This window comes from Caulobacter radicis, from assembly GCF_003094615.1.
In the GTDB taxonomy this organism is placed as follows: domain Bacteria; phylum Pseudomonadota; class Alphaproteobacteria; order Caulobacterales; family Caulobacteraceae; genus Caulobacter; species Caulobacter radicis.
Genome location: NZ_QDKO01000019.1, coordinates 132,826 through 150,803 on the forward strand (window position 1 = coordinate 132,826; position 17,978 = coordinate 150,803).

The 17,978-nt window shown below is 69.3% G+C and carries 14 protein-coding genes; 8 read left to right on the forward strand and 6 right to left on the reverse strand.

Translation table 11 applies throughout. The annotated features are described in order from the left end of the window. Positions 1 to 6 precede the first annotated feature (6 nt). Positions 7 to 636: a ribosome hibernation-promoting factor, HPF/YfiA family gene (gene hpf / locus DDF62_RS11455; protein WP_101720593.1), complete on the forward strand. Its 630-nt coding sequence runs from the start codon at positions 7 to 9 to the stop codon at positions 634 to 636. Between the two features lie 85 nt (positions 637 to 721). Continuing rightward, entirely contained in the window at positions 722 to 1,189 is a 468-nt protein-coding gene (gene ptsN, locus DDF62_RS11460) for a PTS IIA-like nitrogen regulatory protein PtsN (protein WP_116489235.1), read from the forward strand. A gap of 5 nt (positions 1,190 to 1,194) precedes the next feature. On the opposite strand, the gene DDF62_RS11465 is transcribed toward ptsN, so the two are convergent. Beyond that, positions 1,195 to 1,677: a hypothetical protein gene (locus DDF62_RS11465; protein ID WP_116489236.1), complete on the reverse strand. Its 483-nt coding sequence runs from the start codon at positions 1,675 to 1,677 to the stop codon at positions 1,195 to 1,197. A gap of 96 nt (positions 1,678 to 1,773) precedes the next feature. Then, positions 1,774 to 2,166, reverse strand: a complete 393-nt coding sequence (locus DDF62_RS11470) for a hotdog family protein (protein WP_116489280.1) — start codon at positions 2,164 to 2,166, stop codon at positions 1,774 to 1,776. Positions 2,167 to 2,289: 123 nt separating this feature from the next. On the opposite strand from DDF62_RS11470, the gene DDF62_RS11475 reads away from it, so the two are divergent. Then, positions 2,290 to 4,485 (forward strand): protein-disulfide reductase DsbD family protein, encoded by a 2,196-nt coding sequence (locus DDF62_RS11475; protein WP_116489237.1) that lies wholly within the window; start codon positions 2,290 to 2,292, stop codon positions 4,483 to 4,485. A 43-nt stretch (positions 4,486 to 4,528) separates the two neighbouring features. Here DDF62_RS11475 and DDF62_RS11480 read toward each other — a convergent pair whose 3' ends face one another. Next, complete coding sequence (locus DDF62_RS11480; protein WP_116489238.1) at positions 4,529 to 5,266, reverse strand: DUF1353 domain-containing protein; 738 nt, start codon at positions 5,264 to 5,266, stop codon at positions 4,529 to 4,531. Positions 5,267 to 5,454: 188 nt separating this feature from the next. On the opposite strand from DDF62_RS11480, the gene DDF62_RS11485 reads away from it, so the two are divergent. Next, positions 5,455 to 6,057 (forward strand): redoxin domain-containing protein, encoded by a 603-nt coding sequence (locus DDF62_RS11485; RefSeq protein WP_116489239.1) that lies wholly within the window; start codon positions 5,455 to 5,457, stop codon positions 6,055 to 6,057. A 111-nt stretch (positions 6,058 to 6,168) separates the two neighbouring features. Here the strand turns inward: DDF62_RS11485 and DDF62_RS11490 are convergent, their stop codons facing one another. Then, positions 6,169 to 6,660: a hypothetical protein gene (locus DDF62_RS11490; protein WP_116489240.1), complete on the reverse strand. Its 492-nt coding sequence runs from the start codon at positions 6,658 to 6,660 to the stop codon at positions 6,169 to 6,171. A 159-nt stretch (positions 6,661 to 6,819) separates the two neighbouring features. Here DDF62_RS11490 and pgi point away from each other — a divergent pair, with 159 nt between their 5' ends. Then, positions 6,820 to 8,439, forward strand: coding sequence for a glucose-6-phosphate isomerase (gene pgi / locus DDF62_RS11495; protein ID WP_116489281.1), 1,620 nt, complete (start codon positions 6,820 to 6,822; stop codon positions 8,437 to 8,439). A gap of 174 nt (positions 8,440 to 8,613) precedes the next feature. Here the strand turns inward: pgi and DDF62_RS11500 are convergent, their stop codons facing one another. Beyond that, positions 8,614 to 10,686 (reverse strand): TonB-dependent receptor plug domain-containing protein, encoded by a 2,073-nt coding sequence (locus tag DDF62_RS11500; RefSeq protein WP_116489241.1) that lies wholly within the window; start codon positions 10,684 to 10,686, stop codon positions 8,614 to 8,616. Positions 10,687 to 10,944: 258 nt separating this feature from the next. After that, positions 10,945 to 13,980 (reverse strand): glycoside hydrolase family 2 protein, encoded by a 3,036-nt coding sequence (locus DDF62_RS11505; protein ID WP_116489242.1) that lies wholly within the window; start codon positions 13,978 to 13,980, stop codon positions 10,945 to 10,947. Between the two features lie 257 nt (positions 13,981 to 14,237). On the opposite strand from DDF62_RS11505, the gene DDF62_RS11510 reads away from it, so the two are divergent. From DDF62_RS11510 to hisS, 3 genes are all read left to right on the forward strand, one after another. After that, positions 14,238 to 15,794: a hypothetical protein gene (locus DDF62_RS11510; RefSeq protein ID WP_116489243.1), complete on the forward strand. Its 1,557-nt coding sequence runs from the start codon at positions 14,238 to 14,240 to the stop codon at positions 15,792 to 15,794. Positions 15,795 to 15,843: 49 nt separating this feature from the next. Next, on the forward strand, positions 15,844 to 16,284 hold the full coding sequence (locus DDF62_RS11515) for a VOC family protein (protein ID WP_116489244.1): 441 nt from the start codon (positions 15,844 to 15,846) through the stop codon (positions 16,282 to 16,284). A 205-nt stretch (positions 16,285 to 16,489) separates the two neighbouring features. Next, positions 16,490 to 17,977 (forward strand): histidine--tRNA ligase, encoded by a 1,488-nt coding sequence (hisS, locus tag DDF62_RS11520; RefSeq protein ID WP_116489245.1) that lies wholly within the window; start codon positions 16,490 to 16,492, stop codon positions 17,975 to 17,977. Position 17,978: the final 1 nt, after the last annotated feature.

Here is a 17,978-nt window from a genome sequence, read left to right on the forward strand (position 1 = left end):
TAGGGCATGCAAGTCCAAATCTCCGGCAAGCATGTCGACGTTGGTGAGGCTCTGCGAGCGCGAGTCGCCGACGAAATCGCCCTGAGCATCGGCAAGTATTTCGACCGAGGCGGTGACGCCGACGTCGTGATCAGCAAGGAGGGCTACGCCTTCCGGGTCGATTGTTCGGTAAAGCTGGCTTCGGGCCAGCAGCTCATGAGCCACGGCTCTGGCGGCGACGCCCACATGGCGTTCGACCAGGCCCTGGCCAAGATCGAGACGCGCATAAGGCGCTACAAGCGCCGTCTCAAGAGCCACACCGAGGCGGCCACCGCCAAGCAGGCCGAGAACGCGGCCTTCTACGTGCTGCGGGCCCCCGAGGACGAGCACGAGGACGAGGACTGGTCGATCGAGGAGGACCACCCCGCCGGCGCCCCGTCGGCCATGGTGATCGCCGAGACCCAGGCCTCGCTCAAGACGATGACCGTTTCCATGGCTGTCATGGAACTGGACTTGACCGAGTCCCAGGCAATCGTGTTTAGGAACGCCGCCCACGGCGGATTGTCGGTGGTCTACCGCCGGCCGGACGGAAATATCGGCTGGATCGACCCCGAGCGCACCAAGCCGCTGAACGGAAACGGCTCGACCTTGAGCTAGCTGGAGCCTAAGCGGTCCCGGCGCGTTTCGGGACCGCGGCGGCCGAGCTTTCGGCGGCCGGTATAGAGCGAGCTAGTTGAAGTCCATGACTATCGGCGATCTTCTGGACCACGGGGCGGTGACCCTGCGCGTCAGCGCCAAGGACAAGCGCCAGGTTCTCGGCGTCATCGCCGACTTCGCCGGCCGCGTGCTCGGCATCGATTCCGACATCGCCCTCGACGGCCTGATCGACCGCGAGGCGGCCGGTTCGACCGGCGTGGGCCAGGGCGTCGCCCTGCCGCACGCCCGGGCGCCGGGCCTGGACCGCGTGCGTGCGGTGTTCGTGCGCCTGGAAACCCCGGTCGCCTTCGACGCGCTGGACGACAAGCCGGTCGACCTGTTCCTGGCCCTGTTCGCCCCGCCCGAGGCCAACACCCAGCACCTGCGGGCCCTGGCCCGCGTCTCGCGCATGCTGCGCCAGCCCGAACTGCGCGAGCAGCTGCGCCAGGCCCGCTCGGCCGACGCCGTGCACGTGCTGCTGGCCCGCGAGACCGCGACCCCGACGGCGGCGTAAGGCCCCTACAGCACCTCGATCTTGTAGCTGCAGCCGGCCAGCGTCTTGCCCGGGTGCGTGGTCACGGTCGAGACGTTCAGCGTGATGCGCGTCTGCGTGGTCAGGCCGTCGGCGCTCTCGGTCTTCTCGGCGATCACCCGCTCGCCCATGAACTTGGCCGGCACGTCGATCGCCGGCTCGATCTTCAACTGCTTGGCCAGCGGATGCGGATCGGCTTCGTCAAGCACCGCCATGGGCCCCGAGCTGTTGAAGGCGATCAGGCTGGTCGTGCGGCCGAACACCTCGATCGGCCTGGCCAGGCGGTACTGCTTGAGCATGAAGTTGGGCGACTTCACCTCGGTCAGGCCGAAATGCTTGCGCGCGTCCGCGCCCTCCGTCCCCGCCAGCCAGAAGGCGACGGTGTTGTAGCTCGGCACGTCATAGGTCTCGCAGGCGATCAGCTTGGCCAGGTCCACGGTCTTGGGATCGATCTCGTCGTCCTGGGCCATGGCGGGGGGCGGCGCAGGCCATGGCGAGGGCCAGCCCGCCGGCGATCAGCGTCTTGTTGATCATGGGTACGCTCCTACGGGTGGGTAAGCGCCGCCTCAGCGGGCGAAGATGCTCCGCGTCAGGCACGAGAAGACCAGGCGCCCGGCTTCGTCGAGCAGGTCCTGCTGGGCGATGACGATGCCCTTGCCCTCGCCTACGGGATCCTTGCCCATCACCGTCATGCGGCCGCGCAGCAGTTCGCCGGCCGGCGGGTTGCGCAGCCAGCGCAGGGCGTCGACGCCCACGCGCTTGGTCTGCGGCCAGTCGGCCGAGGCTTCGCTGTCGAGGCGGGTCCAGATCGCGAAGACCATGGCGTCGGGCGCGCCCAGCGACGGATCCCAGCCTGGCTGGAAGGCGGCGATGAAGACGTCCAGCGCCTTCTCGTCCACCACCGTCGCGCCCAGGTTCACCACCTGACCGATCTGGATGTCGTCGAAGGAAGCCGGCACGCGTGTTCTCCTGTCGAAGCGCCCGTCGAAGCGGACGAGCGACCTGACCACGGCGCCTTGAAGGTTGTCGAGAGCGCGCGCACGGGCCATGTGTCATCGCGAAGTTTCTTTGCAAGGTCGCCGATGCTGTTGCGCAGGTTGTTCGCCGCCGTCCTGGCCCCGCTGGCCCTTCTCGCCGCCGCCGCGTCACCGGCGCGGGCCGAGGTGGTCAAGACCGGCCACATCGAGGTCGAGCTGGTTTCGCAGGAAGCCGCCGCCGTGCCCGGCTCGACCGTGTTCGTGGCCCTGCGCCAAAAGATCCAGACCCATTGGCACACCTACTGGCGCAATCCCGGCGACGCCGGCGACGCCACCAAGATCGTCTGGACCCTGCCGGCTGGCTGGACCGCCGGCGACATCGTCTGGCCGACGCCCGAGCGCGTGCGCGTGGGCCCGCTGCAGGACTACGCCTACAGCGGCGAGGTGCTGCTGCCCGTGCCGATCACCGTGCCGGCCTCTGCCAAGCCGGGGCAGACCGTGACCCTGAAGGCGGCCGCCGCCTTCCTGGTCTGCGAGGAGATCTGCGTGCCCGAGGACGCGGTGGTGACCCTGTCGCTGCCGGTCGTCGCCGGCCCGGCCAAGCCCGATCCCAAGTGGGGCGAGACGGTCGGGAAGGTGCTGGCCGCCGCCCCCAAGCCCGCCGGCCTCAAGGCGACCTGGAAGAAGGACGGCGAGACCCTGAAGCTGTCGGTCACCGGCGCGGCCCTGAAGGGCGCCGACTTCGCCGACGCCTATTTCTTCCCCTATTCGGGCAAGGCCATCGACCACGCCGCGCCCCAGGCGATCGAGCGCGGGCCCGAGGGCCTGACCCTGTCGCTGACCGCCGGCTTCGACTTCGGCCCGGAGGCGACGGAGGTCCCGACCGAGCTGTCGGGCGTGCTGGCGCTGAAGGGCGGCTCCTACGAGATCACCGCCACCGCCGGTGAGACCCCCGCGGGGTCTGTAGGGCTAGGCTCGCTGCCCGCGGCCGGCGCCGGTTCGACCGGCGGCTCGCAAGGCGCGAGCGGCAATGGCCAGACCGGTTCGGCCTCCATCGTCGGTGGCCTGCCGGTGGCCCTGCTGTTCGCCTTTCTCGGCGGCCTGATCCTCAACCTGATGCCCTGCGTCTTCCCGGTGCTGTCGCTGAAGGCCGCCAGCCTGGCCGCCCACGCCCACGACGCCGGCAAGACCCGCGTCCAGGGCCTGGCCTTCCTGGCCGGCGTGGTCGCCACCTTCCTGGCCCTGGCCGGCCTGCTGATCGCCGTGCGCGCCGGTGGCGAAGCCGTGGGCTGGGGCTTCCAGCTGCAATCGCCGGCGGTGGTCGCCGTGCTGTCGCTGCTGATGCTGCTGGTGGCGCTGAACCTGTCGGGCGTGTTCGAGGTCGGCGCGGCCGTCCAGGGCGCGGCGGGCGGCGTCTCGGCCGGCTCGGGCCTGGCCGGCGCCTTCCTGACCGGGGCCCTGGCGGTGATCGTCGCGGCCCCCTGCACCGCGCCCTTCATGGCTGGGGCGCTCGGTTTTGCGCTCACCCAGCCGCCGGCCTTCGCCCTGCTGGTGTTCCTGGCCCTGGCGCTGGGCTTCGCCGCGCCGTTCGTGATCCTGGCCTTCGCGCCGGGCCTGCTGAAGAAGCTGCCCAGGCCCGGCGCCTGGATGGACGTGCTCAAGCACGCCCTGGCCTTCCCGATGTACGGCGCGGCCGCGTGGCTGGTCTGGGTGTTCAGCCAGCAGGCCGGCGGCGTCGCCCTGGCCCTGCTGCTGGCCGCCGCTGTGCTGGTGGCCTTCGCCGCCTGGGCCTACGGCCTGGGCGAGACGCGCCGGTTCGCCGGCAAGACCCCTCTGGTCGCCTTCGGCTTCGCCCTCGCGGGCCTGGCTGGCGGCGTTCTCCTGACGGTCGGCGCCCTGAAGGCCCCTGTTCCCGCCACCGGTCCGCAAGTCGCCGAGGCTGGCCCCGGCCTCGTGGCCGAACCCTGGAGCCCCGAGCGCGTCGCCGCCCTGCAGGCCGAGGGCAAGGTGGTGATGGTCGACTTCACCGCCGACTGGTGCGTGACCTGCAAGGTCAACGAGAAGACGGCCCTGGCCGGCCCGCGCCTGGTCGACGCCTTCAAGGCCCAGAACGCCGTGCTGCTGAAGGCCGACTGGACCAAGCGCGACGCGACCATCGCCGCCGCCCTGGCCGAGCACGGCCGCGCGGGCGTGCCGCTGTATCTCGTCTATCCCAAAGGCGCCGGCGCGCCGGTCATCCTGCCCCAGCTCTTGACCGAAGGCCTGGTGATCGAGGCGGTGGAAAAGGCGGCGAAGGGGTAGCGCCCCTCTCTCCAAGAGAGAGGGTTCATTGGGCAGGGCAGCCTCACTTCTGCTTCCTGCCGCCCCAGGGCAGGCGTTCCTTCACCCCGTCCATCGGCGTGCGGGTGGTGGTCACGGGCGGCGGGGCGACGACGACGGGCTTGGGCAGGGGATAGGCCCGCCAGCCGGTCTGGATCAGCGCCTCGAACCCCTGGCAACGCGGCATGATCCTCACCGCGCCGGTCCTGGGCCTGGCGAAGGGCGGCGGCTGGGCGACGCTCTGGCGGCGCGGATCGATGAACCGCCAGTCGCCGGGCAGGCCATAGCCCTTCTCGCCGCCGGTCTTCACCGCCTGGTAGGCGATGTTGGCGTGGAACGGCTTGACCCCGTACTTCAGCATGGCGCGCAGGAAGATGGCGTCGGCCTCGGCCCGCTTGTCCTTCTCGCCGATGGCGTACAGCCAGTCATGGACGATGGCGGCGCGGGCCGTCGGGCCCTGCGGGTCGACGAAGCCCTGGCCGTACCACGGCACGCTGGCGAAGTCGGTGACGTACCAGCGCGGCACGACGATGACCTTGCCGGTCTCGACGTCGCAATAGGGGAACTCCGCCTCCAGAGTGAAGAGCTTGCGGCCCTCCTTGGACTGGTTGAACAGCATCACCGGCTGCGGCGTCAGCGAGCTGGGCGGGGTGGGCGCCACCACCGGCACGAAGACGGTCGTCTCCTTGGTCGTCGTGCAGCCGGCGACGGCCAGGCCCAAGGCAATGGCGGCGGCGAGCGAAAGCTTGGAGCGAAGGGTCATGATCGTGCGGGGCGGGGAGGAAACGGGCGAGCGATGCCGTCTTCTGGCGGCCGAAATGCGGCGGATCAAGCATGGAGGTGAAGCTTTGCCGTTCGCGACAAAGGATTGCGCGCCTCGCGCGCTGTTCCACCGCGGAGCGATCCGTGAGAATGTCTCGCAAAGCCGGCTTTCGCCCTTCGGAGGTTCCCATGATCACCCGTCGCCTGATCGTCGCCAGCGCCCCGCTGGTCGTGCTCGCCCCCAGCCTGGCCCTCGCCGCGCCGGCGCCGGCCTTCACCGCCAGGGACATCGACGGCAAGACCCGCTCGCTCTCCGAATTCAAGGGCAAGACCGTCGTGCTCGAATGGGTCAACGAGGGCTGCCCCTATGTGAAGAAGCACTATTCGGGGAACATGCAGGGCCTGCAGCAGGCCGCCACCGCCGACGGCGTGGTCTGGCTCAGCGTCGCTTCCTCGGCCCCCGGCAAGCAGGGCTATTTCGCCGACGGCGCCCAGGCCAGGACCTGGATGAGCGCGAAGGGCGCCAAGCCGACCACGCTGCTGCTCGATCCCGAGGGCGTGGTCGCCACCGCCTACAAGGCCAAGACCACGCCGCACATGTACGTCATCGATCCGGCCGGCCAGCTGGTCTACCAGGGCGCCATAGACGACAAGCCGTCCAACAAGGTCGAGGACATCGCCACGGCCAAGAACTACGTCGCCGCCGCGCTCTCCGACCTCAAGGCCGGCCGCAAGGTGGCGGTTCCCGCCAGCCAGCCGTACGGCTGCGCGGTGAAATACAAGGACGCTTGAGGTTCAGTGCGTCCTTCGAGGCCCGCTGCGCGGGCGCCTCAGGATGAGGAAGTCAGTGCAAAGAGGTCCTCATCCTGAGGTGCAAGCCGCCGGCGAGCCTCGAAGGACGCACTACGCCGCCGGCTGCGGGGGAGCCGTGATGACCTCGACGTTGTCGTTCAGCAGATAGACCATGTCGCGCAGGGCCTGGTCCTGGGTCTTGACGGTCTTGGCGTCGGCCATGGCGGTCAGCTTTTCCGGCAGGTCCTGGCTGATGCCGCGCAGGATGCACTTGAGGTCGTCGACCGCGCCGCGCTCCTTCAGGGTGACGTGGCCCTTCATGTCCAGCGCCGACAGCGCCTCGATCTCGGCCTTGAAGGCGGAAAAGCCCGGCAGGGCCACGGCCGGGGCGGCGGGATCCTTGGGCAGGGCCTCGCGATAACCCTCGACGCGGGTCTTCAGGGCGCCGGCGCGCTTGACGATGTCGGCGAAGAGGGGCTCGCCCGCCACCGAAGGCGGGGCCTGGCCGGGCTGCACGACGGCCGGAGCCTGGGCCACGGGCGCCGCCGAACCGGTCGAAGCCAGCCACAGCATGGCGGAAAAAGCGATCGCATCGCAGGACATCGGCTACTCCGGTCGAAAAACGTCATTGGTCTTCATGACGCCGAGACGGACCTTTGGTAAGCCCGGGCCCGTAAACGCCGTTTTACCACAGCGTGGCAGCCGAAAGTGGACGCCGGTCTCGGCGGCCGCTACGCGCCAAAACAAGACATGGAGACGACCTTGTCCGATCTCGACGCCGCCTGGATCCGCCTGGAAACCGCCGCCAAGGCCGCCGGGGAGAAGCGCATCGTCGAGTTCTTCGACACCGAGCCCCAGCGTCTCGAAACCCTGACCCTCGACGTCGCCGGCCTGCACCTGGATTTTTCCAAGCAGGCCTGGGACGAGGCCGGCCTGGAAGCCGCGCTCGATCTGGCCCACGCCGCCGGCGTCGAGGCCGCCCGCGCCCGCATGCTGGGCGGCGAGGCGATCAACAGTTCCGAAGGCCGCGCCGTGCTGCACGTCGCCCTGCGCGCCAAGGCCGATGCCGACATCAAGGCGCAGGGCGTTCCGGTGATGGCCGAGGTCGAGTCTGTCCGTGAGCGGATGAAGGCCTTCTCCGAGGCCGTCCGGTCGGGCGCGATCAAGGGCGCCACCGGCAAGCCGTTCAAGGCCATCCTGCACATCGGCATCGGCGGCAGCGACCTTGGTCCGCGCCTGCTGTGGGACGCCCTGCGCCCGGTGAAGCCGGAAATCGACCTGCGCTTCGTGGCCAATGTGGACGGCGCCGAGTTCCTGCTGACCACGGCCGATCTGGATCCGGAAGAGACCCTGGTCGTGGTGGTCTCCAAGACCTTCACCACCCAGGAGACCATGTCCAACGCCGCCGCCGCCCGCGCCTGGCTGGTCGCGGCCCTGGGCGAGGAGGGCGCCAACGCCCACCTGGCCGCCGTCTCGACCGCGCTCGACAAGACCTCGGCCTTCGGCGTGGCCGACGAGCGGGTGTTCGGCTTCTGGGACTGGGTCGGCGGCCGCTATTCGCTGTGGTCGGCGGTCAGCCTGTCGGTGGCCGTCGCCGCCGGCTGGGACGTGTTCCAGGGCTTCCTCGACGGCGCCGCCGAGATGGACGCCCACTTCGCCACCGCGCCGCTGGAAAAGAACGCTCCGGTGCTGGTCGCCCTGGCCCAGATCTTCAACCGCAACGGCCTGGACCGTCGCGCCCGCTCGGTCGTTCCGTACTCGCACCGTCTGCGCCGCCTGGCCTCGTTCCTCCAGCAGCTGGAGATGGAGAGCAACGGCAAGTCGGTCGGGCCGGACGGCAAGCCCGCCCAGCGCGGCACGGCCACCGTCGTGTTCGGCGACGAGGGCACCAACGTCCAGCACGCCTATTTCCAGTGCATGCACCAGGGGACCGACATCACCCCGATGGAGCTGATCGGCCTCTCAAAGTCCGACGAGGGTCCGGCCGGCATGCACGAGAAGCTGCTGTCGAACCTGCTGGCCCAGGCCGAGGCCTTCATGGTCGGCCGCACCACCGAAGACGTGGTCGCCGAGCTTCAGGCCAAGGGCGTCTCGGAAGCCGAGATCGCCACCCTGGCCCCGCAGCGCACCTTCGCCGGCAACCGCCCGTCGACCCTGGTTCTGCTCGACCGCCTGACGCCGCAGACCTTCGGCGCCCTGATCGCTCTCTATGAGCACAAGACCTTCGTCGAGGGCGTGATCTGGGGGATCAACAGCTTCGACCAGTGGGGTGTCGAGCTGGGCAAGGTGATGGCCGGCCGCATCCTGCCGGAACTCGAAGCCGGCGCGGCGGGCAGCCACGATCCGTCGACGGCCGCGCTGATCGAGCGGCTGAAGAAGTAAGGAAAGATCCTTCCCCTGAAGGGGGAGGTGTCGGCGAAGCCGACGGAGGGGGACGTGATTGCTCCCTCCGGCGGCTTTATCGAACTCTGAAGGGACTTCCCCCTCCGGCCCTCCGGCCCTCCGGCCCTCCGGCCCTCCGGGCCACCTCCCCCTTCGAGGGGAGGATCTTGATTTCTAGAACGTCTTGCGCACCCGCAGGCTGACGAAGGTCCGCGGGTCGATGTCGCGGACTTCCTGGTAGCGCACCGGGCGCGTCACGCGGTCGGCATAGACCGTGCGGGTGACGACGAAGTCGTCCCAGACGTTCAGCTGGGCGCGAATGGCCAGGGTGTTGGTCGGCTTGTATTCGGCGAACGCCTCGTAATAGTTCGCGCCGCGCCAGCCGTTGGTCTGGTCCGGATCGTAGGTGCGCTGGCCCAGCAGCGGCAGCCAGTTGATCCCCCACTGCACCTGGCCGCGCATCAGGTCCTGCTGGAAGCCGATATTGGCCTGGGTCGGGCGGATCTGGGTGATCGGACGGTCCTCGCCCGAGGTCGGGTCGGTGACGTGGGTCTCGTTCCAGTCGTTCTTGAAGGTCAGGCGGCCGCCCTTCACGCCCAGCTTGTCGGTGGGCACGACGATGTTCAGCGACAGCTTGTCCAGCGTGCCGTCGCCGATGTTGCCGGTCGCCGACAGGCCGCCGGGCAGGGGCAGGCGGTCGATGACGCCGATGATCTCGTCGTGGCGCCAGCCGATCGACACCACGCCCTCGCCCCAGAAGCGGCGCTCATAGGTCAGTTCCGAGATCCAGCGCTGCTCGGGCTCCAGGTCGACATTGCCGCCATAGACCGTGCCGTCGCCGAACTCGGCCGAGGCGGCGAAGTCGCCGAAGTCCAGCTGGCCCAGTTCGCGTTCGAAACGGAAGCGCAGCTGGTGGTCGGCCTTGGGCGTCCAGGTCGCCTGGAAGCGGGGCTTGGCGTAGAAGAAGCTCTTCTCCTGGTCGGCGTCGCCCGACTGGCTGATCGTTGAGGTCTCCAGGCGCACGCCGCCCTCGAGGGTCAGCTTGGGGTTCACCCGCCAGGTGGTCTTCAGGAAGGCCTCGCCGCGCGTCTCCTCGACCTTGACCGAGGCCGAAGGCAGGGGCACCGCCGTCCCGCCGACCGAATAGGCCTGCTTCACGTCGAGCATGTTGTAGGCGACCTCGCCGCCGAACTCGAAGGTCAGGCCCGGCTTGCGCTCGTGGCGGATGGTGGCGCGCAGGATGGATTCCGAGGAATCGCCCTCGGCCCCGAACAGCTCCTGCGGGCTGACGACGCCGGCCAGCGTGGCGTCGCTGGTGGCCTCGCTGTCGAATTTCTCGAACTCGTGCATCACCCGGGTCTCGAGGTTCCAGCGCGGGGCCAGGGGGCGGGTGTAGGTCAGGCCCAGCTCGCCCGAGCGGCTGTCCTCCTCATAGGCGGTGCGGCGCTTGGAGGTGGCCGAGGTCAGTTCCTGCCAGTCCTGCCAGTCATTGACGCCGTAGCGGGCGGTGGCGTCGATCTTGCCGCCCGCCAGCGGGCCGGCATAGTTGCCGCGGATCGAGCGGCCGCCGCCGTAGCCGTCGTTCACGAAGGCTTCGTCGCGCAGGATGTTGCCGGCGCCGTCGCGACGCACCGAGCGGCCCGCGCCGTTGGAGTCGCTGCTGCTGGTGCCGTCCGACAGGGTGACGCCCCAGCTCTTGTCGCCGTCGCGGGCGGTGAACTGGTAGGAGCCGCCCCACACGTCGTGGCCGCCGTCGAAGATCTGGCTGTTCACGGTCAGGATCGACTGGCGGACCGCGCCCTTCTTCAGGATCACGTTGGCGACGACGCCATAGCCCTGCATGTCGATGCCCGGCGCGCCGCCGCGGATCAGCTCGATGCGCTCGACCTGGGCGGCGGGGGTGCGTGAGAGCACGTTGGAGCCGGTCTCGGCCTTGGAGGCGGGGCGGTTGTTGTTGACCAGCACGTTGCCGACCGCGCCTTCGAAGCCGCGGGTGCCGGCGCCGTCGTTGAGCACGAAGCCGGGCAGGCGGCCCACCATGTCCAGAGCCGTGTTCGGACGCAGGCTGGTGAAGAAGTCCGGCACGAAGATCAGCACGCCCTTCTGGGTCGCGTCGTCCAGCGGCGCCTCGCTGACCGGGCCGGTCGGAACCGGGGCCTGGGCGGCCTGGGCGCTGTCTGCGGCATGGGCCGCGCCGGCGGCCAGCAGGGCCATGGCCGCGGTGGCGAACAAGACGGTCTTCGACATCAACTTTCCCCTCAATCCCGGGGAAGGTCTTGCCGCGCGCGACCGGCGTTCTCAAATTAAACGCAGGAAATGTGGATTAAATATCCGAAATCATTACAGGAAATTCAGGTTGGAACTTCTTCGTTCGCGCCAGTAAATCCTCCCCCTCTGGGGGAGGTGGCCCAGAGGGGCGGAGGGGGATAGCGCGGCGTCGGCGGATCTACCCCCTCAGTCGCTTGGCGACAGCTCCCCCAGAGGGGGAGCATCGCGGCCGCGAGCTTAGTTGGAACGCTTCTTGTAGAACTCCGCCTCGATGATGCTGAGGCTCCCGCCGGTCTTGACCTTCTCGGCGCCGGTGTCGAAGCCGCCCTTGGCGCCGGTGACCTCGACGATCTTGCCGAAGGCGTCACGGTCGGCCGTGGCGCCGGTCAGGGCGATGCGCAGGCGCGAGCCCTTGGCGGCCTTCAGCGGCAGGGTCACGTAGCCCAGGCTCTTGGGGGCCTCGCCCTCCCAGACCACCTTGCCGTCCATGGTGATCCGCAGCGGATAGGAGCGGATGCGCCAGCCGATCAGCTTCAGCGAGATCTCGTCGACCGTTTGCGCCTTGGCCAGGCGGTACTCGATCCAGGCGTTGTCCAGCTGGCCGTCGCTGGCCCAGTGGGTGGCCTCGTCGTCGTCGACGGTGGCCTGGGCCTTGTCGGCGTTCGAGCCGGCGGTGATCTCCACGGCCTTGATCGTGTCGCGCCGGATCTTGAAGGCCGGGGTCGAGGGCGTGGGGCCTCGCGCCAGGCTGACGGGCGGCAGCGGCGCTTCGGCCGAGGGCGCGACGGCGTCCAGGGTCAGGGTCGCGGGCTTGAGGCCCTCGGCCTTGGCGACGAGCGTCACCTGGCCGGCCGCCAGGGTCGAGCGCAGGGCCACGCGATTGATCCCGCCCTCGACCGGCAGGGTCTTGGCCAGGATGTAGTTGTCGTCCTTGCGGTTGGAGCCGGCGTATTGGGTGACCGCGTCGACGCCGGCCGGGCCCTTGGTCACCGGCTCGCCCGAGGCCGAGACCGGGGTGTCGGTCGGCTTGGCGTCGCTCCTGGAGTCGCCCTGGGCGATGCCGCCGCGCCATTCGGCTGGGCCGGCCACGTCGAAGCTGACCAGATCGAGGGCCGTCGGCACGCGCCGGCCCTGCGCGTCAACCGCCTCGACGTCCACGAGGGCGATGTCGGCCGCATCGGCCTTCCAGCCGCCGGGGCCGGTGCGCGGCGTCAGCTTCATGGCGACCGCCGGACCGGTGGTGACCCGCTCGTCGCGGGCCACTTCCTTGCCCCTGGCGTCGCGGGCGATCGCCGTCAGGGTTCCGGGAGCGTAAGGCACGCCCTTGAAGGTGAAGAGGAAGCCGTCCGACTTTTCGCCCTTGCCCAACGACTTGCCGTTCAGGACCAGCTCGACGCTGTCGGCGCTGGAGACCACCAGCACGTCCTTCACCGTGCCGGCGGCGTAGTTCCAGTGGCCGACCACGTGGGCGCGCGGCTTTTCGACGTCGACCCAGCCGTCCCACATCACCTGGTGGGCGAAGAAGCCCTCCTTCTTGATCCGCATGGCGTCCACCTCGCCGCTGCGGCGGTAGTTGTTGTCGCCGCGGAAGTGGGTGTTGCTGTCGGAGAAGATGATGTTGACGCCGCCGGCGCTGACCCGCTCGCCGCCGCCCGGTCGCTCGGCCCAGTAGTCGTTCCAGCGCTGCACGGTCTCGACGACCATGCTGTCCTGGTTGCGGTTGTAGCTGGGGCTGTCGGCGTGGAACGGGGCGGTGAAGGCGTCCTGGAACTTCCGCGCGGACTCGTCGCGGGAATACTCCATGGCCCACATCGGCTTGCCGGCGCTCTTGTTGATGTAGAGCATCTCGCCGCCGTACTCGGCGACCTTGCTGTCGAGCATCTCGCGCGAGCCGATGGCGCGGCCGCCGTGCGGATCCAGCCGATCGCGAACGGCCTTCAGTTCGGCCATGTGCGCTTCGCTGATGTTCTCGTTGCCGCCCTCGTAGAAGATGATCGACGGGTTGTTGCGGAAGGCGACGATGGCGTCGGCCATGGCCTCGACCCGCTGGTCCCAGCGGCGGCCGGACACATCGCTCTCGGCGTCGCCGGCGGGCATGGCCTGCATCAGGCCGACGCGGTCGGAGCTCTCGACGTCCTGGCGGGCCGGGGCGATGTGCATCCAGCGCACCAGGTTGCCGCCGCTTTCCACCATCAGGCCGTTGGAGAAGTCGCTGATCCACGGCGGGATGTTGGTGCCCAGGGCCGGCCACTCGTTGCTGGTGCGCTGGGCGTAGCCGTGCACCTGGATGGCGCGGTCGTTGAGGAAGACGGTCCCGTTCCTGAACTCGGTCTTGCGGAATCCGGTGCGGGTCAGGGCGCTGTCGACGACCTTGCCGTCCTCCACCAGCTCGGTGGTCACCGCATAGAGATAGCCGTAGCCCCAGCTCCAGAAGTGCAGGTCGGAAAGCCGCTGGCTGGCCGACACCGTCCTGGTCTCGCCGGGGGCGATGGTCACGGCGGGGGCGGTGAACTGGCCGGCCGGCTTGCCGTCGACGTCCTTCAGCGTGACGCGGTAGGCGAAGGTGCGCGGGCGGGCGCTGTCGTTGCGCACCTGGCTCTCGGCGTGGACCGTGGCCTTGCGGCCCTTGATGTCGAAACCGTCGGCCCAGACATAGACGCCGGTGGTCCCGAGGCTCGTATAGAGCGGCAGGGTCTGGTGCAGGTCGCCGGTCAGGAGCAGGCGCACCGCCCGGTGGATGCCGCCATAGTTCACATTGAAGTTGTTGTTGTTCCACTGGAAGCCGCTGCCGGTGGCGCGCTCCTTGTACTTCCAGTCGTTGTCGACCCGCACGGCGATGACGTTCACGAACGGGGCGGGCTTGAGCAGCCTGGTCGCGTCGACCCCGAAGGCGGTGGCGCCGTTCTCGTGGCCGCCGGCCCGCACGCCGTTGACATAGACCTCGCCGGCCTGGCGCACGCCCTCGAAGTCGAGGATGGCGCGGCCGCCGACGGCCGGGCCCTGGTCCGCCGGCAGCACGAAGCGCTTGCGGTACCAGGTGATCCCGGTCGAGTGCTCGTGGATGTCGCGCGAGAAGGCCTCGTCCTCGTTGAAGGCGCGGGGCAGGGTGACCGGCTTCCAGGCGGCGTCGTCGAACGCCGGAGCTTCCGCGCCCGCAAGCTCGCCGGTCGCCATGCGCCAGCCGTCGTTGAACGGGGTCTCGACCGCCATGGCGGGTGCGACGGCCAGGGCCAGCAGGCTGGCGGCGCCCAGAAGCGTCAACGAACGTCGCATGGACCTCTCCCTCGTATTGGTCAGGCCAATTTGTTGTTGGGCGGAGATGTGGCTTGACCGGTGCGCGCTGTCAAGCCGGTGCGCGCGGGGAGGCGGCGGCGCGATCACGACTCCGTGCTGAGGGTGGGCTTGATAAAATCATAGGTTGAGTATCTTGTGTCGCTGTCGGGTCCGGGAAGGTCCCGAGGGCGCGCCGAAGTTTCGGCAACAACCCGCTTTCGTCATCGGAAAATCAGCTTCATCAAAGGGAGGACGCCATGCGCGTGATCACTCGGCGTGAGCAATCCAAGAAGGCCGGCGTGGGTTATGGAGGCGCGGCCCTGGCCGCCACGGAGGGCCTGTCGGACGCCATTTTCGACGGCCGTCCGACGCCGCGAGAAATTCTCGCCCGCAACTGGTTGCCGGAAGGCGCGGTGCACCAGCAGCGCACCCTCTCCACCCAGATCGACAGCGACCGCTATCTGCTCGGGCCGCAGGTGGTCATCACGCGCGACGACATGCGGCGGGTGACCTGGGCGGCGGGGGTGGAGGCCGGCGCCCTGATCCTCAGCCAGTACGCGGGCCCGAACGTCGAGCGCAACACGGGCCAGCGCATCGAGCGGCGGGTCCTGACCCGCGCGCCCGTCTGGCGCTACGCCCTGGCGCTCGACAAGTTCAGCGGCCAGCCCGGCGTGGCCTGGATCGCCGGCGCGCCCGGCCGCCGCACGCTGTGGCTCGATGGCGAGGCCGTGAAGACCAAGGCCGCCGATGTCGACTTCCCGTTCCTGGCCTTCAGCCAGGTTCCGGTCGGCCGCGTGCAGACCAAGGCCCCGCCGTTCGGCGTGCTCGGCTACAAGGACCGTGCGAGCGGCAAGCTCTATCTGCGCCGGATCGAGGGCGGCAAGCTGGGCGAGGAGCAGGTCGTGGCCGAGGAGGCCCTGGGCGGGGTGTCGTTCGCCATCTACGGCGACGAGGTGCTGGCCCGCGTCGACCTTCTGAAGAGTGGCCAGCCCGTGCCGGCGCTGATCCGCTCCAGCGATGGCGGCCGCCGCTATTCCAAGCCCGAGCCGATCGACCTGTCGGGCCTGAAGGGCTTCACGCCGGCGCCCGGCTACGCCAAGCCGATCGTCGACAAGGGCGGCAGCTTCCATGTGCCCCTGGCCCTCAACGATCGCGACGAAGCCCTGGCGGTGAACTATGTGGTCGCTGAGAAGGCCCTTGTCGAGGCGATCCGGGTCAAGGGCCTGACCCGCAAGGTCGCGGTCGAGGTGTTCCCCAGCACGATCGGCGGCCGCAACAGCTTCGGCAACGGCGTGAGCGACGGCCATGGCCTGATCATGGTGCTGAGCACCGAGGAGGGGCAGCTGTTCTCCAGCAACTCGTCGGCGGGCGGCATCTACTTCCCGCCCTCGGCGCTGCTGAACTACGAGATGCCGCTGGTCGCGGGCTTCTCGGCCTCGGAGTGCTACAGCGCCGGGCAGAAGGCCAACATGGTCAGCATGGACTACCTGTTCGTCGAGTCCAACGACCTGGGCGAGCCGATCTCCTCGCGCCTGCACTTCGAGACCTGGGACATGCCCCTGCCGCTGCCCCAGGCCACGGCCACCGCCAGCGGCTCGAAGGTGGAGCTGAAGATCCAGGCTGACTGCGACCTCGAGCCCGGCAAGGTGCGGATCGCCTTCGACGATCCGGCCGTCACCGTCACCGATGTGACGATCAAGGATCTGAGGTCGGCGGTGATCGAGACCGACGCCCGCGACGTGAAGGGCAAGGTGATGTCCTTCGACGTGCTGACCCTGTTCCATCGACACCATGGCGAGGTCGTGATCCACTGAGCAGGCCGGGAGCGGCGCACGCGCGCCGCTCCCGCGCCCTGGAGACCCCATGCCGCTCGCGCGGTTCAGCCACCTGGCCCTCAACGTCTCCGATCTGGCGCGATCGGAGGCGTTCTATCTTCGCGTCCTCGAGCCGCTGGGCGTCGTCGGGGCGGACGGCGAGGCCGGACGCTACCGTCGCCTGACCAACCAGGCCGACCTGGTGATCGTCCTGGCCCAGGCCGAGGTCCGCTTTCTCGATCGCGGCCACCATCGCAAGGCGCCCGGCCTGCATCACCTGGCCCTGGTCGTGCCTCAGGCCGAGGACCTGGACATGATGCAGCGCCACCTGCACGCCCTGGGCGTGCCGCTGCTCGGCCAGGGCCGCTACGCCTCCGACTATCGCGGCGGCTATCATGGCCTGATGTTCGAGGATCCGGACCGGATCACGATCGAGATCGCCAGCCACGACGCGCACGCTTATTTCAGCGACGGTTGTCCCGTGGGATGACAAGCCCCGGCGGCTGGGCTATAGGCCGCCGCGATGACCCGCACGCTGCACCACCATGGCTGCCACCACCATCCGACCTCGCCTCGCGGGATCGGCCGGGTCCGCACGCTCTAAAGCCGAGCGACCCAGCCAGAGCCCCGCCTAGCGGATGGGGCTTAAGTGCAAGCGCCATCCGTCGAAGCCTAGAGATCTCTAAGGACCGACGATGACCGACGCTTCCGACGACACCAAGACCGAAGACTTCCGGCCCGAGGCCCGCGCCCCGCGCGGCTTCGCCGACAAGCGCGCCCGCGACCTGCGCGCCGAGAAATCGATCCTCGAGGCCGTTTCGGCCGTCTACGAACGCTACGGCTTCGAGGCGCTCGACACCGGGGCCTTCGAATATGCCGACGCGCTCGGCAAGTTCCTGCCCGACAGCGACCGTCCCAACGAAGGCGTCTTTGCTTTGCAGGACGATGACGACCAGTGGATGGCCCTGCGCTACGACCTGACCGCGCCGCTGGCCCGCTTCGCCGCCCAGAACTGGGAAACCCTGCCCAAGCCGTTCCGCCGCTATGCCTTTGGCCCGGTCTGGCGCAACGAGAAGCCCGGCCCCGGCCGCTTCCGCCAGTTCATCCAGTGCGACGCCGACACCGTCGGCTCGGCCCGTCCGGAGGCCGACGCCGAGATCATCGCGATGGCCGTCGAGGGCCTGGAGGCGGCCGGCCTGCCGCGCGGCGCTGCGGTGCTGAAGATCAACAACCGCAAGCTGCTCAACGGCCTGCTGAGCGGGGCCGGCGCCACCAGCGAGGGCCAGAAGCTGGCCGTGCTGCGCGCGGTCGACAAGCTGGACCGCCTGGGCGTCGACGGCGTGCGCCTGCTGCTGGGCGAGGGCCGTCTCGACGACAGCGGCGACTTCACCAAGGGCGCGGGCCTGGCCGGCAAGGCCATCGACTCCGTGCTCGACTTCGTCCAGGCCGGTGTCGGCGGTCGCAGCGCGACGCTGAACAATATCGCCAAGGTCGTCGCCGGCTCGGCCGAAGGCGACGAGGGCCTGGAAGAGCTGGCCAAGATCGACGCGGCCCTGACCAGCCTGGGCGTCGCCGACGACCAGGCGATCATCGATCCGTCGATCGTGCGCGGCCTGGAATACTACACCGGCGCGGTGTTCGAGGCCGAACTGCTGCTCTCGACCACCGACGAGAAGGGTAACAAGGTCACCTTCGGCTCGATCGGCGGCGGTGGTCGCTATGACGACCTGGTGGCCCGCTTCACCGGCCAGCCGGTGCCGGCCACGGGCTTCTCGTTCGGCGTCTCGCGCCTGGCGGCGGCCCTGCGGGCGGCCGGCCGCGAGCCGGCCTCGGCCGCGCGCGGTCCCGTCGTGATCATCAATTTCGACCAGGCCCACATGGGCGAATATTTCGCCGTCGCCGGCCAGCTGCGCGCGGCGGGCATTCCGGCCGAGGTCTATCTCGGAACCTCGGGCATGCGCCCGCAGATGAAGTACGCCGACCGCCGGCTGTCGCCGGCCGCCATCATGCTGGGCGGCGACGAGATCGCCGCCGGCACGGTGACGATCAAGGACCTGGACCTGGGCCGCGAACTGGCCTCGGGCGTCGCCGACAACGCCGCCTGGAAGGCCGAGCGGCCCGGCCAGCAGACCATTCCGCGGGGCGACCTGGTCGCCGCCGTCAAGAAGATCATCGGGGGCTGAT

Bases quoted from the DNA above. Each gene is read 5' to 3' on its own strand.
- hpf (WP_101720593.1), top strand. From the start codon at position 7: ATGCAAGTCCAAATCTCCGGCAAGCATGTCGACGTTGGTGAGGCTCTG.
- ptsN (WP_116489235.1), top strand. From the start codon at position 722: ATGACTATCGGCGATCTTCTGGACCACGGGGCGGTGACCCTGCGCGTC.
- DDF62_RS11465 (WP_116489236.1), bottom strand. From the start codon at position 1,677: ATGGCCCAGGACGACGAGATCGATCCCAAGACCGTGGACCTGGCCAAG.
- DDF62_RS11475 (WP_116489237.1), top strand. From the start codon at position 2,290: ATGCTGTTGCGCAGGTTGTTCGCCGCCGTCCTGGCCCCGCTGGCCCTT.
- DDF62_RS11480 (WP_116489238.1), bottom strand. From the start codon at position 5,266: ATGACCCTTCGCTCCAAGCTTTCGCTCGCCGCCGCCATTGCCTTGGGC.
- DDF62_RS11485 (WP_116489239.1), top strand. From the start codon at position 5,455: ATGATCACCCGTCGCCTGATCGTCGCCAGCGCCCCGCTGGTCGTGCTC.
- DDF62_RS11490 (WP_116489240.1), bottom strand. From the start codon at position 6,660: ATGTCCTGCGATGCGATCGCTTTTTCCGCCATGCTGTGGCTGGCTTCG.
- DDF62_RS11500 (WP_116489241.1), bottom strand. From the start codon at position 10,686: ATGTCGAAGACCGTCTTGTTCGCCACCGCGGCCATGGCCCTGCTGGCC.
- DDF62_RS11505 (WP_116489242.1), bottom strand. From the start codon at position 13,980: ATGCGACGTTCGTTGACGCTTCTGGGCGCCGCCAGCCTGCTGGCCCTG.
- DDF62_RS11510 (WP_116489243.1), top strand. From the start codon at position 14,238: ATGCGCGTGATCACTCGGCGTGAGCAATCCAAGAAGGCCGGCGTGGGT.
- DDF62_RS11515 (WP_116489244.1), top strand. From the start codon at position 15,844: ATGCCGCTCGCGCGGTTCAGCCACCTGGCCCTCAACGTCTCCGATCTG.
- hisS (WP_116489245.1), top strand. From the start codon at position 16,490: ATGACCGACGCTTCCGACGACACCAAGACCGAAGACTTCCGGCCCGAG.